Consider the following 16,935-nt stretch of genomic DNA (forward strand, 5'->3'; position numbering starts at 1 on the left):
CGCGGGATTACCAGTCGATGCCTTTCTGCGCTTTGACGCCGGCGTTGAAAGCATGTTTTTCCGGGCGGATTTCGCTGACGGTATCGGCCAGGGCGATCAGATCGCGGTGGCAGGCGCGCCCGGTGATGATCACCGACTGGTGCGGCGGCCGGTCGCGCAGGGCGGCGAGCACCGTTTCCAGCGCCAGATAGTGGTAGCTGACCATGTAGGTCAGCTCATCCAGCACCACCAGATCGCGCTGCGGATCGGCGAGCATTCGCTGCGCCTGCTGCCAGACGAGCCGCGCGGCCTGGATGTCTGCGTCGCGATCCTGCGTTTCCCAGGTAAAACCGCTGGCCATGACGTGAAATTCGACGCCGTGGGGCTCCAGCAGGTTACGCTCCCCGTTTTCCCAGGTGCCCTTGATAAACTGTGCGACGCCGACCCGCTTGCCGTGACCGACGGCGCGGGCCACGGTACCGAAGGCGGCGGTGCTTTTCCCTTTCCCGTTGCCGGTAAAAATCATTATGATGCCGCGCTCCTCGCGGGCGGCGGCGATGCGCGCATCCACTTTGTCCTTCAGGCGCTGCTGGCGCTGCTGATGGCGTTGCCGATCCATGATGTTCTCCTGCTGAGCGCGGCGTTTGCGCCGCGCGTCATGTCGATGGGTTAACCCGCTTTCCCGGGGCGTCGCCCCGGCTGGGCATCCAGGCTACGCCCATTTTCACCCAGGCTGTCGTCTCCCATGAGATAGAGATACAGCGGCATAATCTGCGCCGGAGTGCGCAGCGCCTGCGGATCTTCGTCGGGAAACGCGCTGGCTCGCATCGCGGTACGCGTGGCCCCCGGGTTAATCGCGTTGACCCGTATCGCGCTGCCCGCCAGCTCTTGGGCCCATACCTGCATCAGTCCTTCGGTCGCGAACTTGGAGACGGCATAGGCGCCCCAGCCGGCGCGTCCTGCGCGTCCGACGCTGGAGCTGGTGAAGATGATCGAGGCCCGCTCGGCCCGTCGCAGCAGCGGCAGCAGATCGCGAGTCAACAAAAATGCGGCGTTGAGGTTGACCTGCATCACGCTCTGCCATTCGCTATAGGCCTGCTGCGCCAGCGGCGTGATGCTGCCGAGCAGGCCGGCGCAGTGGAGCAGACCATCCAGATGACCGAACCGCTGGGCGAGATCGTCTGCCAGCGCCTGGCTCTGCGTCGGCGACAGCGTCATCAGATCGCAGCAGAGGGCGTGGGGGCGCGGGGCGCCATCGGCGACGATCTGGCGGCTGACGGCGTCCAGTCGCTCGGCGTCGCGACCCAGCAGGATCAGCCGAGCGCCGTGACGGGCGTAGCTTAGGGCCGCCTCGCGGCCAATGCCGGCGCTAGCGCCGGTGACCAGAATAGTGCGCCCCTGTAACAGGGCCGCGGGGGCTTGATATTGCACCATAAGACTCCCAACGCGTTCGCGTAGAAGGGGAAAATTCTCCGAGGGCAGATCTATAGCCCGTCGCCTGCGCCCCGGTCAACGGGAATATGACGAATGGCGTCATACTGGCGGATTTACCGCCTGTTTACCTGACAATGCTTGAAATTTTGTGACATGGCCTTAGGCTGTCTGACGCAGGGCCATCGCCTCCGGAGATGAGGAGGCCTTGGTCGATGGCATTAACATAACGAGCAACAAGGCGGTGAGTGTGGAGTGGTTATCTTTATATAGCCTGTTTTTGGCCAAGGCGGCGACGCTGGTCGTGGTCGCAGCGGCGGTTGTATTACTGGTGGTCGGACTGCGCCAGCGTCAGGGCAACGGCGGTGGCGAGCTGCTGCTGACGGACCTGGGCGAACAGTACCGAACCATGCAGCGCAGCATGCGCAGCGCTCGCCTGCAGGGCGCCGCGCTGAAGCAGTGGCGCCGTCTACAGAAGAAAGTGGCCAAGGCGGAGGAGAAGCTGCGTAAGTCAGAGGCGCGCGGCGGCCTGCTGGCGGCAGAGAAGCCCTGCGTCTACGTGCTCGACTTTACAGGCAGCATGGATGCCCACGAGGTGGGCTCGCTGCGCGAGGAGATCAGCGCGGTGCTGGCGGTTGCCGGTCCGCAGGATAGCGTTCTGCTACGTCTGGAAAGTCCGGGCGGTGTGGTGCACGGCTATGGTCTGGCTGCCTCGCAGCTTAAGCGCCTGCGTCAGGCCGGGGTGCGCCTGACGGTGGCGGTCGATAAGGTGGCGGCCAGCGGCGGCTATATGATGGCCTGCGTCGCCGATCGTATTGTGGCGGCGCCGTTTGCCATTATCGGCTCCATTGGCGTTGTGGCCCAAATCCCCAACTTTAATCGCTGGCTGAAGAAAAACGATGTCGACGTGGAGCTGCATACCGCCGGCGAGTTTAAGCGTACGCTGACGCTGTTTGGTGAGAATACCGATGCCGGTCGAGAAAAGTTCTGTCAGGAGCTGGATGAAACCCACCTGCTGTTCAAGCAGTTTGTGCAGCGCCAGCGCCCGTCGCTGGACGTGGATAGCGTGGCGACCGGTGAACATTGGTACGGCGAGCAGGCGCTGGAGAAGGGGCTGGTGGATGCGCTGAGCACCAGCGACGATCTGCTGATCGCGGAGATGGAGCAGGCCGACGTGATCGGCGTGCGCTACGTGCGCCGTAAGGGTTTCATGGCCCGGATGGGCATGGCGGCGGCGCAGGGCGCCGATACGCTGCTGCTGCGCTGGTGGCAACGCAGCCAGCGTCCGCTGCCCTGAGAGACACGCGAAAGGCGCGTATCGTCGCGCCCTTCGCGGTATCCGCCGCGCACAGGGCGGCCAGAATCAGTCGGCCAGGTGGTATTTCTCTGACAGCCTGTGGGCCAGATGCTTAAACATGTTGAAGGCCGCGGTGCTCTTCGGCGTCGGTAGGCCATCTTCATCCAGAAAAAACTCGCCGCGGAAAACCAGCACGTTGCCTTTCTGTTCGACGTCGGTTGCGACCATACCTTTCATATAATCCTCATGATCGCGGATGATCTGATTGGCCTCGGCCAGCAGCTGTTCACGTGTGATGGGGGTGGTTTCACTGAACATTTTCTCTCTCCAACTGTTACTTTTCCCCTATTTTACCCTGTCTTCCACGCAGGGCAAGGTGGGGGCGACGTGAGGCGAAAATTGGTAAAAATGTGCGGCGCGTGCTAATTAAGTTGCGTGGCGCTGGCGATCGGGTAGAGTGAGGCACTTCTTGATCCGTACGGAATTTATTGTTTACACTCTGCGCGCGTCGGCTAACGTGCCGCGGAGAGTGTGAGCGAAATATTGCGATAGATCAGTAAATTGTGGGGCACTTGCGCAACGATAGCGCGTTTGAACACAATTGCCTTGACCTCTACGGCGCCTGTCGCAATATACAAAAGAGTTCTATACAGTGCCGGCTTAATGGCGAATTAAAGGCTTCTGGCAACAGAAGGATGCATTCAGGTAAAGAGAATTATGGGTAAAGCTCTCGTTATAGTTGAGTCCCCGGCAAAGGCCAAAACCATAAATAAGTATCTCGGCAATGACTACGTGGTGAAGTCCAGCGTCGGTCATATCCGCGATCTGCCGACCAGTGGCTCAGCCAGTAAGAAGGGCGCGGCCTCGGCCGACGATAAGGCGAAGACGAAGGCCAAAAAGAATGAGCGCGATGCGTTGGTCAATCGTATGGGGGTCGATCCCTATCACGGCTGGCAGGCGCATTACGAAGTTCTGCCGGGCAAAGAGAAGGTGGTGTCTGAGCTGAAGTCCCTGGCCGAGAAAGCCGATCACATTTATCTGGCAACCGACCTTGACCGCGAAGGAGAGGCCATCGCATGGCATCTGCGCGAGGTGATTGGCGGTGATGACAGCCGCTATAGTCGCGTGGTGTTTAACGAAATTACCAAAAACGCCATTCAGCAGGCATTCAGTCAGCCCGGTGAGCTGAATATCGATCGGGTCAACGCCCAGCAGGCGCGCCGTTTCATGGATCGCGTGGTGGGCTATATGGTGTCGCCGCTGCTGTGGAAAAAGGTCGCCCGAGGTCTCTCGGCTGGCCGAGTCCAGTCCGTCGCCGTGCGGTTGATCGTTGAGCGGGAGCGTGAAATCAAGGCCTTCGTGCCGGAAGAGTATTGGGAGCTACGGGCCGATCTCGCCGTTGGCGCAGAGGTCAGCTTCCAGGCCCAGGTGACCCACTGCAACGATAAACCGTTTAAGCCGGTTAACGCCGCTCAAAGCCAGGCGGCCGTTGCCGCGCTGGAGCACGCCCGCTTCGCGGTGCGTGAGCGCGAGGATAAGCCGACCAGCAGCAAGCCGTCTGCGCCCTTTATCACCTCGACACTGCAGCAGGCGGCCAGTACTCGCCTTGGCTTTGGGGTGAAGAAAACCATGATGATGGCCCAGCGTCTGTACGAGGCAGGGTACATTACCTATATGCGTACCGACTCGACCAACCTGAGTCAGGACGCTCTGAATATGGTGCGGGCCTATATCGGCGATAATTTTGGCGCGGAGTACCTGCCGGCGGACGCCAACGTCTACGCCAGCAAGGACAATTCCCAAGAGGCCCACGAGGCGATTCGCCCGTCAGACGTCAACGTGCTGGCCGACGATCTCAAAGGGATGGAGGCCGATGCGCTGAAGCTGTATCAGCTGATTTGGCGCCAGTTCGTCGCCTGCCAGATGACGGCGGCCAAGTACGATGCCAGCACCATTACCGTGCAGGCCGCGGATTATACCCTGAAGGCGCGCGGGCGCACCCTGCGCTTTGACGGTTGGACTCGCGTGCTGCCTCAGCTGCGTAAGGGCGATGAAGATCGCGCTCTGCCGGCGGTGGAGAGCGGGCGGGCGCTGGATCTGCTGCAGCTGCAGCCCAGCCAGCACTTTACCAAGCCCCCGGCCCGATTCAGCGAAGCCTCGCTGGTGCGCGAGCTGGAGAAGCGCGGCATCGGCCGTCCATCGACCTATGCGGCGATTATCTCGACGATCCAGGATCGCGGCTATGTGCGCACCGATAACCGTCGTTTCTACGCGGAGAAGATGGGGGAGATCGTTACCGATCGCCTGGAAGAGAACTTCCGCGAGCTGATGAGCTACGACTTTACCGCGCACATGGAAGATGGCCTGGACCGCGTCGCTAGCGCTCAGGCTGACTGGAAAGTGATGCTGGACGGCTTTTTCAGCGACTTCAGCCAACAGCTGGAGGTCGCAGAGAAGCCGCCGGAAGAAGGGGGAATGCGCCCCAACCCGATGGTACTGACCAGCATCGCCTGTCCGACCTGTGAGCGGCAGATGGGGATCCGTACCGCCAGCACCGGGGTTTTCCTGGGGTGCTCGGGCTATGCGCTGCCGCCCAAAGAGCGCTGTAAAACCACCATCAATCTGGTGCCGGAGGCCGAGGTGCTTAACGTGCTGGAGGGCGATGATGCGGAAACCAACGCCCTGCGCGCGAAGCGTCGCTGCCCGAAATGCGGTACGGCGATGGACAGCTACCTGATCGATAACCACCGTAAGCTGCACGTGTGCGGTAATAACCCCGCCTGCGATGGCTATGAGGTAGAAGAGGGCGAGTTTCGTATCAAGGGGTATGACGGCCCGATCGTGGAGTGCGATAAGTGCGGCGCCGAAATGCATCTGAAGATGGGGCGCTTTGGCAAGTATATGGGGTGCACCAACGAAGCCTGTAAAAACACCCGTAAGATCCTGCGTAACGGTGAGGTCGCGCCGCCGAAAGAGGACCCGGTACCGCTGCCGGAGCTGGCGTGTGAGAAGTCAGACGCCTATTTCGTGCTGCGTGACGGTGCCGCGGGGGTGTTCCTGGCCGCCAACACCTTCCCTAAATCGCGTGAAACCCGCGCCCCTCTGGTGGAAGAGCTGTATCGCTTCCGCGATCGCCTGCCGGAAAAACTGCGCTATCTGGCAGAGGCACCGCAGCAGGATGAGCAGGGCAATGCCACGCTGGTGCGCTTTAGCCGGAAAACCAAGCAGCAGTATGTTTCCAGCGAGAAGGACGGTAAGGCGACGGGCTGGACCGCGTTCTTTATCGATGGAAAGTGGGTCGTATCAGAGAAAAAGTAATCCCGCAGGGAGATGCTTCTATGCCGGCCTTTGGGCCGGCATTTTTATAGGGTTCACCGTGCCAAGCAATAACAAGTGCTATTGCTTTGTTATCTGTTTATACGTTCAGTAACATAATGATATAGTGGTTATATTAAATCCGTTTTCCGGTTTTTAATGTTATTTGCATGCCATGCGTCGCAATAACCAATGATAACTTAGGATGGCACAGGCTATGAAATTGCAGCAGCTTCGTTATATTGTTGAAGTTGTTAACCACAACCTTAACGTTTCCTCTACCGCGGAGGGGCTTTACACCTCACAGCCCGGTATCAGCAAGCAGGTGCGCATGCTGGAGGATGAACTGGGGGTTCAGATCTTTTCGCGCAGCGGCAAGCACCTCACGCAGGTGACGCCGGCGGGACAGGAGATCATTCGGATTGCTCGCGAGGTGCTGTCCAAAGTCGATGCCATCAAGGCCGTAGCCGGTGAGCATACCTACCCCGATCAGGGGTCGCTGTATGTCGCGACGACCCACACGCAGGCTCGCTATGCCCTTCCTGCGGTGATCCAGGATTTTATCAAGCGCTATCCGCGGGTATCGCTGCACATGCATCAGGGGTCGCCGAGTCAAATTGCCGAGGCCGTTTGCAAGGGGAACGCCGATTTCGCCATCGCGACGGAGGCGCTGCACCTGTATGCCGATCTGGTGATGCTGCCTTGCTATCACTGGAATCGAGCGCTGGTGGTTACGCCGGATCATCCGCTGGCCGGGCGCGATCAGGTCAGTATTGAAGAGCTGGCGGAGTACCCCTTGGTGACCTACACCTTTGGCTTCACCGGGCGCTCCGCGCTGGACAGCGCCTTCAGTCAGGCGGGGCTGACGCCGCGTATCGTCTTTACCGCAACGGATGCGGATGTGATCAAGACCTATGTGCGGCTGGGGCTGGGGGTAGGGGTGATCGCTGGAATGGCCCTTGACCCGCAGATCGATGGTGATCTGGTCGCGCTGGACGCCAGCCATCTGTTTGGCTACAGCACCACAAAGATCGGTTTTCGCCGCAGCACTTTCCTGCGCAGCTATATGTACGATTTTATTGCTCGCTTTGCGCCTCATCTGACGCGGGAGGTGGTTGATGCCGCGCTGGCATTGCGCAGTAATGAGGAAATAGAGGCGATGTTTCAGGATATCGCGCTACCGGTAAAATAATCGGCAAATTCGACGTCTGTCGCCGCCTTTGCTGCGGACGTCGAGCTGTTTTACGTCGTCGGGTATTTTTTTATTCCGCTGCCTTTCCTCTGCGACCTTGTCCGTTAACGCTGAACATTTATCGGGATGCGATAGGTGATATAAGCTGCGCTGGTATCAGATAGGTCATATAAACAGCGGTACGCAGAGATCCTCTCCCTTTTCACGCTCGGTGCATCGCCGGCGTCGGCACCAGCTTGCTACAAATTAGCATTTTTCCAAATAATTATATAAATAATTATCTAGTAAAAATATATTCATTCTAATCAAGATATTACCAATAGGTGCTGTGAGTGAGATCACGAGATGGCAAGAGGCTATGGGGCTGAGCTATCTATTTGGCACTTTTTTTGAAAAGTGCTAAAAAAACAATTTGTAGTATGAATAATATGGCGTAGTCGGCCTAAAGTAAGGATGGAATCGGCTCAAAATGTATAATACATCGCATTTTAAACTTATTATTTCACTTTTTTCGCGGATAAGAGGATGACGAATGCGTTAGAATAGCGTAAAAAGGAGGACATGAGAGTCAAGGAAAACCAACGGGTGAGTGCTGGAAAAATGAACGTCGCTGTGGCAGCAGAAAACGCTACGCATGGCAACTTATTTCAGCATAAACATGACCAGTTTTCCGCCGACCGTTTTATTTCTGTGCGACATGTCGTTCACTGAATAAAAATGGCTTGCCATTGAATTGAGAGTATGTGATAACGCATTGGAGTAAAGCGAGGTACAGTTCTGTCTATGTGTGGCATTTTCAGTAAAGAAGTTCCGAGTAAAAACGTTTGCGTTGCTTACTACTTCTCTGCCGAACCTTATCTTAGTGCCTCAAGCAGTAACGACTCTAGTTTGTCTGTGTAACGCCCTCGGGCGGTTTAATCAATAGTAAGGAAATACGTAAGATGGCTAAGATCAAAGGTCAAGTGAAGTGGTTCAACGAAGCGAAGGGTTTCGGTTTCATCACCCCGGCTGACGGCAGCAAGGACGTGTTCGTTCACTTCTCTGCAATCCAGGGCAACGGTTTTAAAACTCTGGCTGAAGGTCAGCACGTAGAGTTCGAAATCCAGGATGGCCAGAAAGGCCCGTCTGCTGTTAACGTAACTGCTATCTAAGTTAGCTGCGTTAGTGGTTAAAAACCCGCCACCGGCGGGTTTTTTTACGTCCGTAGCCAGCCTGGGCGCCTATGTCCAGCGCGAGTGCCTTGCGCCTGGCGCCGTCGCCCCCGATAATACCCGTCCTGTGTTGCGCCCGTCTCCATCGACGGCGGCGCGATTCCTCCAAGATAAGAGTAAACGCCATGCCGTACCAATGTCCCCTGTGCCACTCACCGCTGCGCCAAGATGCGCACCAGTGGTGCTGCGTTAACAACCATCGCTTTGACTGCGCGAAAGAGGGGTATGTCAACCTGATGCCGGTGCAGTTTAAACACTCGCGTCAGCCAGGCGACAGCAGTGAGATGATGCAGGCCCGTCGGGCCTTTTTGCAGGCGGACCATTACCTGCCGCTGCGCGACGCCGTACAGGGCCTTCTGGCGCGCTATTTACCCGCTGACGGCGGTAACGTTTTGGACATCGGCTGTGGCGAGGGATATTACACCGCCAGCTGGGCCAGCGTGCGGGGGACGCAGGTGTATGGGTTGGACATCGCCAAGGTGGCCATTCGCTATGCGGCGCGGCGCTATCCGCAGGTTCACTTCTGCGTGGCGTCCAGTCTGCGCCTGCCGTTCGCCGATGCCAGCATCGGCGGTGCGGTACGTATCTACGCGCCGTGCAATGCGCAGGAGCTGGCGCGAGTGGTGGCGACGGGGGGCTGTCTGGTGACCGTGACGCCGGCGGAGCGTCATTTGTATCAGCTGAAAGCGTTGGTCTACCCCGAGGTGCATCTGCATGCCCAGAAGGTGGAGTCGCTGCCGGGCTTTACCCTGGTCGAGAGCCAGCGTCTGGGCTATGCCATGACGCTGAACGGGGACGAGGCGGCCGCGCTGCTGCAGATGACGCCCTTTGCCTGGCGGGCGCCGCAGGGGGTTGCAGAGGCGCTGCAGGCGCGCACGACGTTTGAGTGTGAGACTGACTTCTTGATCCGGGTCTATCGCCGCGACTGAGGCGGCGGTAGAGAGGGGGCCTGGGAGCTACGCCCCTAGGCGGACTTCTGCTGGTGCTCCAGCATAAACTTAAAGATCTCGTCCAGCGAGTCCAGGTTGGCCACCTGGATCAGTAGGCGCCGTTTTTCTAACGCGATCACCAGAATGCCGTCTTCCGACAGGTTCATGCTGCGGATGCGCGCATAGTCGATAAACACGTTGCCATAATAGAATCCCTGCGCTTTAAACAGCAGCTTGGGCCAGCGTAGATAGAAAATATAGATCGAGACGATTATCAGGCTAGCCAGTAGCCAAGTGGTAAAGGGCTCGCCCTGATCGCTGATGTTGCGGTAGGCCAAGATCGCCAGCAGTCCGACAAAGATCAGGCTATCGGCCTTATTGCGCCGCTTCAGGTTCACCCGCAGCAGGGTCGCACCGCGCTGGCGCGGCATAATGGCTTCGTCATAGATAGCGTACAGCAGAAACAGCACGATAAAGACCAACAGGGCGATATCGGTTAAAGACATGAACAACTCCGCAGGCTGGGGGTAAAACGGCACCGGACGGCCTGGGCCGTCCGGTGCTGGGGAAGATTACTGACCGAGCAGGCCGATCCAGTAACCGAAGATGCCGATAAAGAAGAAGCCCACGATGATCCACAGGGCGTTCACCTTACGGCGCAGCAGCCACATACAGCCAAAGGTCAGCAGCAGCGGCACCAGGCCCGGCATCAGCTGGTCCAGAATGTTCTGTACCGTGGTGACGGTGGTGTGGCCCTCTTGGTTGGTCACCTTGGAGACCACCAGCGGAATGTTGACGTGGGTCCACTTGTTGACCAAGGCCCCCATGACAAACAGGCCGAGGATAGACGCCCCTTCCGTCAGTTTCTGCAGGAAGCCACCGCCCATATCGGAAACGATATCGACCCCTTTCTTATAGCCGTAGGCGACGCCGTAGTAACGTACCAGCAGACGCACCAGGTTAAACAGCACGAAGAACAGGATCGGGCCAAGCAGGCTACCGGTCATAGCGATACCGGCGCCGAGGGCGGCGAAGACCGGACGGACGGTACCCCAGAAGATCGGGTCACCGACGCCGGCCAGCGGCCCCATCAGACCGACCTTGATACCGTTGATCGCGGCATCGTCGATCGGTGCGCCGTTGGCGCGCTCTTCTTCCATCGCCATGGTGACGCCGAGGACCGGCGCCGCGACGAACGGCTGGGTGTTAAAGAACTCCAGGTGGCGACGGATCGCCTGGCGGCGCTCTTCGCTGTTCTCCGGGTACAGGCGACGGATTACCGGCACCATGGAGAAACAGAAGCCCAGCGCCTGCATACGTTCGAAGTTCCATGAACCCTGGAAAAGGTTAGAGCGCAGGAATACACCGCGGATATCGCCAGCGGTCAGCCTCTTCTCACCCTGAGACGGGGTTACAGATGAAGTCGTATCAACCATTTTTCTCACCTTCTCTCTTAGTCCAGTTCGTTGTCGAGATCGTTATTGCCGTTGGCAGCGGACTGTACCACCTGCGCCTTGTTGTATTTCGGGCTGAGCTGGATATACAGGATGGCCATGACCAGACCCAACACACCCAGTGCAACCAGGTTGAAGTTGGTGAACGCGGCGGTGACAAAACCCAGGTAGAAGAACGGCATCAGGTAGCCAGCGCGCATCATGTTGATGACCATGGCGTAACCGACGACGACGATCATCCCGCCTGCGATACCCAGACCGGTGGTGACGACCTCCGGAATGGCACTCAGCATGGAGTGAACGGCATCGGTACCGACGGAGACGGCAACGATCACGGCCGGGATGGCGATACGCATTGCCTGCAGCAGCAGGGCGGAACAGTGCAGGTAAGAGATGGCGCGCAGATCCCCTCGCTCGGCGGCACCGTCAGCCGCGTGCTGGAAGCCCACGGTGATGGTACGTACGATGATGGTCAGCACCTGACCGGCGGCGGCCAGCGGGATCGCCAGCGCGATACCGGCGCCGATGCTCTGTCCACCGGCGATGACCAGGATGGTCGAGATGATGGAGGCCAGGGCGGCATCGGGTGCAACGGCGGCACCGATGTTCATCCAGCCCAGGGCGATCATCTCCAGGGTACCCCCGATGATGATGCCGGTCTTCATATCGCCGAGCACGATACCGATCAGGGTACAGGCGACCAGCGGGCGGTGGAACTGAAACTCATCGAGGATAGAACCCATCCCCGCAATACATGCCACGATAAATATCAGCACAATCTGAAGAGTGGTAATCTCCATTGTACTTCTCCTTTGACCAAAGAGCCGAGTTAGTTAAATCAATGCCTTACGGCATATCAGTTCATTTTACTGATAAGGTCCATCATCTTCAGACGCGGATCGTTGGACACCTTACGCACCTCCAGCTCAATGCCGCGGGCATCCAACTTTTTGAAGGCTTCGATATCCGTTTCATCGACGGAGACGGCATTGTTGACCTGGGTTTTCCCCTGGCGGAATGCCATACCACCGATGTTCACCGTGGTGATCTTGACGCCGTTTTCTACCAGACGCTCGACGTCGGTCGGGTTGGTAAACAGCAGCATCACGCGATCGTTGGCGTATTTCGGGTTATTGTAGACGCGGATCATCTTAGCGACATCGACGACGTGGGCGGTCACGCCCGGCGGCGCCACCTGCTTAAGCAGGGTAGAGCGAACGTGGTCGTTGGCGACCTCATCACTGACGACGATGATGCGGGAGACGCCGGTTTCCTTGGTCCAGCGGGTGGCAACCTGGCCGTGGATCAGACGATCGTCAATACGCGCTAAGCCGATCTTCATGTGATCCTCCGGGTTCAGCGGCGCGGCAGGTTTAGCCTGTACCGGCGCGGCCACTTTCGGGGCGCTGGCCGCGGGGGCCTCTTCTTTGGCACGCAGTGCGCGTACGCCCTCACGCCCCGTTTCCAGAGCCACGGCGACCAGCTCATCAAACGTAGGGTTATCGTCGCGGGCCATGAAGGTTTCAACCAGCATCGGTACGTTGACGCCGGTGATTACGTCATAGTGCTCTTTGTCCAATACGATCCGGCTGGCCGCGTTGAACGGGCTGCCGCCCCAGGTGTCCACCAGGAAGAGTACCCCTTCGCCGGTCTCCATCTGCGCCAGTTTCTGACTGTATTTTTCGATCAGGGTCTCGGCATTCTCACCGGGCACGAAGTCGATAAAGCCAACGTTACTTTGTTCGCCTAACAACATCTCGGCGGTTTTTAGCAACTGCTCCGCCGCGGCCCCGTGAGTACCGATCATAATAGCAATACTCACTCGCTACCTCCTCTGCTTTCCTTGATACTTTCACGCCGTAAAATAAACACGGCGTACCGTATGCAATTAAAGATACGAACTGTTTAACGAAACATCCATGTCGAGTCACTGCCCGCTGAAATTTCTTTGATCTTACGGACGTAAGATTCAGCCATTCCAAATCAATCACTTAGTTTTATGAATCGATTCAGGTATCGCCTGCAATCGGTTTCAGCAGGATTTATTTTAGTCAGTAAAAAAAATTTTTATGTGACGCCCATCGTTAATTGGTACATGACGTGAACAAATGTAGCCGCGATGGCGCTTTTTTGTACATTTGATTTTACGATTTTGCCGCGAGATGAAAGAGGAATGTTGCCAGGCTTCCCCTTGGTTATTCTGTGGATTTCTTGCTACAGTAGGCAGCCTGATTAATATGAGGAGTATTGGGTTCAACCTGACCTATGGATCGTCACCGACGCCGTTTTACCATCCCGCTTTCTTTCCCTTTACCTTTCCACGCTGGGCGTAGCCCAGGTACTGCCACTCCCGCAGGGGTGCCGCGGCGTATGCCTTGGCCCGCTTTGCGCCTGCGCGGCTGTCGATGGTCGTCCGGCCCGCGCGCCGCTGCGTTGACGAGGGCAGAATAACCCATGATGGAACTGTTACTGGATCCCGCTATCTGGGCCGGCCTGCTGACGCTGGTGGTGCTGGAAATTGTCCTGGGCATCGATAACCTGGTGTTTGTCGCCATTCTGGCTGAAAAGGTGCCGCCGCAGCAGCGCGACCGGGCTCGGCTGATCGGGCTCAGTTTAGCGCTGATCATGCGCCTGGCGCTGCTGTCGCTGATCTCATGGATGGTGACGCTGACTCGTCCGCTGTTCAGTATCGCCATGTTTACCTTCTCTGGGCGCGATCTGATCCTGCTGCTGGGGGGGCTGTTCCTGCTGTTTAAGGCCACCATGGAGCTGCATGAACGTCTGGAAGGGCGGGTGCATGAGGTCAGCCATAAAGGCTATGCCAGCTTTTGGTCGGTGGTGGCGCAGATCGTCATTCTCGACGCCGTGTTCTCACTGGATGCGGTGATCACGGCGGTTGGGATGGTAGAGCACTTGGCGGTGATGATGCTGGCGGTGGTGATCGCGATGGCGATCATGCTGCTGGCCTCGAAGAGGCTGACGCGTTTCGTGAACGCCCACCCCACCGTGGTGGTGCTGTGTCTGAGCTTTCTGCTGATGATCGGTCTGGGGCTGATGGCCGAAGGCTTTGGTCTGCATATTCCCAAAGGGTATCTGTATGCGGCGATCGGCTTCTCGATCCTGATTGAAATGTTCAACCAGATAGCCCGGCGCAACTATCTGCGCCATGAGCAGCGCCGGCCGATGCGTCAGCGTACCGCCGAGGCCATTATGCGTCTGATGGGCGGCGGTCGCGGCGAAGGTGCGGCGGCGCAGACGGATGCGGCGCTAGTGCCGGGCGCGGCGGGTGCCTTTGCCGCCGAGGAGCGCTATATGATCAGCGGGGTGCTCACCCTGGCCTCGCGCTCGCTGCGCACGATCATGACGCCGCGTAATGAAATCTCGTGGATCGACTGTCGCCAGCCGGCGGATGAGATCCGCCGTCAGCTGATGGAGACGCCGCACAGCCTATTCCCGGTGTGCGAGGGATCGCTGGATCAGCTGCTGGGCGTGGTACGGGCGAAAGATCTGCTGATGGCGCTGAAGCAGAATACGCCGCTGGCCGAGTTCGCGGCTCAGCACACGCCGATCGTCGTACTCGAAAGCCTGGACGTGATCAACGTACTGGATGTGCTGCGTCAGGCGAAAGGCCGGCTGGTGATGGTCAGCGATGAGTTTGGCGTCGTTCAGGGGCTGGTTACGCCGCTGGATGTGCTGGAGGCCATCGCCGGCGAGTTTCCGGATGAGGACGAGACGCCGGATATCGTGGACAATGAGCAGGGGTGGCTGGTCAAAGGCAGCACCGATCTGCACACCCTAGAGCAGACGCTGGACGTTCACGGGCTGGTGCTGGGCAGCGGCACGCAGTATGCCTCGCTGGCCGGACTGCTGCTGGCGCACTTTGACCGGATGCCGGCGGTGGGCGCGGCGCTGACGCTGAACGGCCTGCGCTTTACCGTCGCAGAGGTCGAAGAGTACCGCATCGAACGGGTTCAGGTAGAGCGCGTCGGCCGTGCGCCGGATCCGTCCGCCTAAGTTTGTGCCGGGGCGCGGGAGAACTCCCCCGCGCTTTGCGCCGCTGGCGTCGAGTCGCCGCACTGCCGCTGGTAGTGGGCGTGCCAGCCGGGGAAATCCCGCAGCGGCATCGGCCGGGCGAAGAGATAGCCCTGCATGGCGTAAACCTGCCGCTGGCGCAGATAGTCGGCCTGCTGCGTCTGTTCGACGCCCTCCATGACCAGGCGTAGCCGTAGCTGGCGCGCCAGATCGATCATCAGGTCCAAGACCCGGGCATTAATCGCGTCGCTGCCGATGGTCGCGCAAAAGGCGCGATCGATTTTCAGCATCTCAGGCTGCAGATCCTGCAGGTAGCTCAGCGAACTGTGGCCGGTGCCAAAGTCATCCAGCGCCAGCGATAGCCCCATTTCACGCAGGATATGCAGCTGTGGATAGTCCTGGCTGGGCAGGCGCGTGCGCTCCGTCAGCTCCAGCATCAGGCGCTGTTGAGGTCGGTGGCGTAGCCACAGATTCTGGATATCCAGGGCCAGCTTGCCCTGGGCGAAATGCTCTGCCGCAACGTTAATACTGAAGTAAAAATCGCGATCGTGCGGGAAATGGTGGCGCTGCGCCGCCAGCGCTTCCAGCAGGTAGCGAGTCAGCGGAACGATCAGCCCATTCTGTTCGGCCAGAGGAATGAAGATCTCCGGCGAGGTCCAGCCATGACGCGGATTATACCAGCGCAGCAGGATCTCCACGCCTTCGCAGCGGCCGCTTTCCGTGTGGATGATCGGCTGACAGTACAGCGTAAACTGACGGCGGCGGATCGCCTGGGCGATCGGATAGGCCAGACTCATGCGATTGGCCGATGCCAGGTAGGTGAGGATCGACGCCAGCAGGAATAGCAGCAGCGCCAACGGAATATGGCGCGGCAGGCGCTGCAGCGCCAGATCGCGCGCGGCGGGGGAGAACAGTGAAATCGAGAACGGGTAGCGGCTGGAGCGTAGCTCCAGGCGCGGCGGCGTCTCGGCCTCCGCGGCGTCGGTCGGCGCCCGTACCCGCATATCGTTGAAGCGCAGCGTGTGGCCAGCCACATTCAGGGCCATGTAGTCGACATAGGGCGGACGCGGCGCCAGGATAAAGGCGGAGAGGGTGGCAATATTAAAAATATACACCATGCCGCTGGTGGGATTGGCCTGATCCGGTCGCCAGAACAGCAGGATCGGGCTGCCGCGGTTAAGCAAGCGCGCCGCCCGCAGGACCAACGTATCTTTGGCCGATAGCATTTCGGGGTAAATGGCCCGCAGGGATTTGATCGGCTGATTGATCAGATTGGAGCAGGTCACGATGCCATCCTTTACCAGCAGTACGGCGCGAATCGTCTCCAGGTGTATCGCCATATTGGTCAGGTGCGGACTGATTTCTTCGCAGCGCTGATTTACCCAGCCGATATTATTTTTACTGACGGTCTCGGCGCGGGACAGGATCCTTTCCAACTGCGTAATGGCAATCGTGGCGGCGTTGCGCTGCATCTGTTGTACCGTTGTCAGCTCCTGTTGATAGCGGCTGGCGAGGGAAATAATACAGACGAGTGCGCCGATGGTGATAGCCAATAGGGCACGATACAAACGATAGCGTTTCATCGTGATATGTGAAAAAAGCATCAGGGCGCCCTTAAGCTGTGCTGTATCCGCGGGTAATCGACTACGGTTAACGGGCGGCGGCACGCTGCGGGTTGGCGTGGCTCGGGCCAACGGCAGACGGGCGGCGCTCCGCAACAGCAGCGCGATAAGCAGGCTCGCCATAACGGCCAGATATTATCGCGTATCCCAATAATTCATAAGAGAATAACTCAGTCGACTAAGCAATGTTGTCCGACCACTCTCATGGTATCTATATTTACCGTCTGCCAGCAATAACGGCGCTATCCAATGACGTATAATTAGGATAAAACTCAATTATTACATTTGGTGTTGACAGCGGATCGCGCCGCTGTCGTGCCGATAGGCGTTGTTTTTACGCGCTTGCGTCGCTGCCGCGTACGCAAAGGCGTTATTTGGGCGTTTCAGAATAACCGGAACGCCGATGTGCGCCGGGATTTTTTGCTGTGCCATCCGCGGGGCGGTTGCCTAAGGTGAAACGATAGGATACTTTG

At 58.4% G+C, this 16,935-nt stretch carries 15 protein-coding genes; 7 read left to right on the forward strand and 8 right to left on the reverse strand.

Going from position 1 to position 16,935, the window contains the following annotated elements; all coding sequences use genetic code 11:
• Positions 1 to 7 precede the first annotated feature (7 nt).
• Positions 8 to 598, reverse strand: a complete 591-nt coding sequence (gene cobO / locus BRD58_RS08100; RefSeq protein WP_015461396.1) for a cob(I)yrinic acid a,c-diamide adenosyltransferase — start codon at positions 596 to 598, stop codon at positions 8 to 10.
• Between the two features lie 50 nt (positions 599 to 648).
• Positions 649 to 1,410 (reverse strand): YciK family oxidoreductase, encoded by a 762-nt coding sequence (locus tag BRD58_RS08105; protein WP_370686064.1) that lies wholly within the window; start codon positions 1,408 to 1,410, stop codon positions 649 to 651.
• Between the two features lie 250 nt (positions 1,411 to 1,660).
• On the opposite strand from BRD58_RS08105, the gene sohB reads away from it, so the two are divergent.
• Positions 1,661 to 2,707, forward strand: coding sequence for a protease SohB (gene sohB / locus BRD58_RS08110; protein ID WP_073383876.1), 1,047 nt, complete (start codon positions 1,661 to 1,663; stop codon positions 2,705 to 2,707).
• Positions 2,708 to 2,773: 66 nt separating this feature from the next.
• Here sohB and BRD58_RS08115 read toward each other — a convergent pair whose 3' ends face one another.
• On the reverse strand, positions 2,774 to 3,025 hold the full coding sequence (locus BRD58_RS08115; protein ID WP_012848404.1) for a YciN family protein: 252 nt from the start codon (positions 3,023 to 3,025) through the stop codon (positions 2,774 to 2,776).
• A 399-nt stretch (positions 3,026 to 3,424) separates the two neighbouring features.
• Between BRD58_RS08115 and topA the strand changes: the two genes are divergently transcribed.
• From topA to rlmA, 5 genes are all read left to right on the forward strand, one after another.
• Positions 3,425 to 6,025, forward strand: a complete 2,601-nt coding sequence (gene topA / locus BRD58_RS08120) for a type I DNA topoisomerase (protein WP_073382169.1) — start codon at positions 3,425 to 3,427, stop codon at positions 6,023 to 6,025.
• Positions 6,026 to 6,239: 214 nt separating this feature from the next.
• Entirely contained in the window at positions 6,240 to 7,214 is a 975-nt protein-coding gene (gene cysB, locus BRD58_RS08125) for an HTH-type transcriptional regulator CysB (protein ID WP_012848406.1), read from the forward strand.
• 783 nt (positions 7,215 to 7,997) lie between these two features.
• A complete protein-coding gene (locus tag BRD58_RS08130; RefSeq protein ID WP_071818514.1) occupies positions 7,998 to 8,114 on the forward strand; it encodes a DUF2627 domain-containing protein in 117 nt (38 codons plus the stop codon).
• Between the two features lie 41 nt (positions 8,115 to 8,155).
• On the forward strand, positions 8,156 to 8,365 hold the full coding sequence (cspE, locus tag BRD58_RS08135; RefSeq protein ID WP_004094893.1) for a transcription antiterminator/RNA stability regulator CspE: 210 nt from the start codon (positions 8,156 to 8,158) through the stop codon (positions 8,363 to 8,365).
• 185 nt (positions 8,366 to 8,550) lie between these two features.
• A complete protein-coding gene (gene rlmA / locus BRD58_RS08140; protein WP_073382173.1) occupies positions 8,551 to 9,354 on the forward strand; it encodes a 23S rRNA (guanine(745)-N(1))-methyltransferase in 804 nt (267 codons plus the stop codon).
• A gap of 35 nt (positions 9,355 to 9,389) precedes the next feature.
• On the opposite strand, the gene BRD58_RS08145 is transcribed toward rlmA, so the two are convergent.
• The 4 genes from BRD58_RS08145 to manX form a co-directional block, all read right to left on the reverse strand.
• Positions 9,390 to 9,860, reverse strand: a complete 471-nt coding sequence (locus BRD58_RS08145) for a DUF986 family protein (RefSeq protein WP_012848408.1) — start codon at positions 9,858 to 9,860, stop codon at positions 9,390 to 9,392.
• A gap of 66 nt (positions 9,861 to 9,926) precedes the next feature.
• Complete coding sequence (locus tag BRD58_RS08150; protein WP_005285361.1) at positions 9,927 to 10,790, reverse strand: PTS mannose transporter subunit IID; 864 nt, start codon at positions 10,788 to 10,790, stop codon at positions 9,927 to 9,929.
• Positions 10,791 to 10,807: 17 nt separating this feature from the next.
• A complete protein-coding gene (locus tag BRD58_RS08155; RefSeq protein ID WP_012848409.1) occupies positions 10,808 to 11,608 on the reverse strand; it encodes a PTS mannose/fructose/sorbose transporter subunit IIC in 801 nt (266 codons plus the stop codon).
• Positions 11,609 to 11,664: 56 nt separating this feature from the next.
• Entirely contained in the window at positions 11,665 to 12,630 is a 966-nt protein-coding gene (manX, locus tag BRD58_RS08160) for a PTS mannose transporter subunit IIAB (protein WP_012848410.1), read from the reverse strand.
• 635 nt (positions 12,631 to 13,265) lie between these two features.
• Between manX and BRD58_RS08165 the strand changes: the two genes are divergently transcribed.
• Positions 13,266 to 14,822 (forward strand): TerC family protein, encoded by a 1,557-nt coding sequence (locus BRD58_RS08165; RefSeq protein ID WP_015461402.1) that lies wholly within the window; start codon positions 13,266 to 13,268, stop codon positions 14,820 to 14,822.
• Here the strand turns inward: BRD58_RS08165 and BRD58_RS08170 are convergent.
• A complete protein-coding gene (locus BRD58_RS08170; RefSeq protein WP_069579638.1) occupies positions 14,819 to 16,444 on the reverse strand; it encodes an EAL domain-containing protein in 1,626 nt (541 codons plus the stop codon). The two genes, BRD58_RS08165 and BRD58_RS08170, sit on opposite strands and share 4 nt — an antisense overlap.
• Between the last annotated feature and the right edge of the window lie 491 nt (positions 16,445 to 16,935).

This window comes from Edwardsiella piscicida, assembly GCF_001896205.1.
GTDB lineage: Bacteria > Pseudomonadota > Gammaproteobacteria > Enterobacterales > Enterobacteriaceae > Edwardsiella > Edwardsiella piscicida.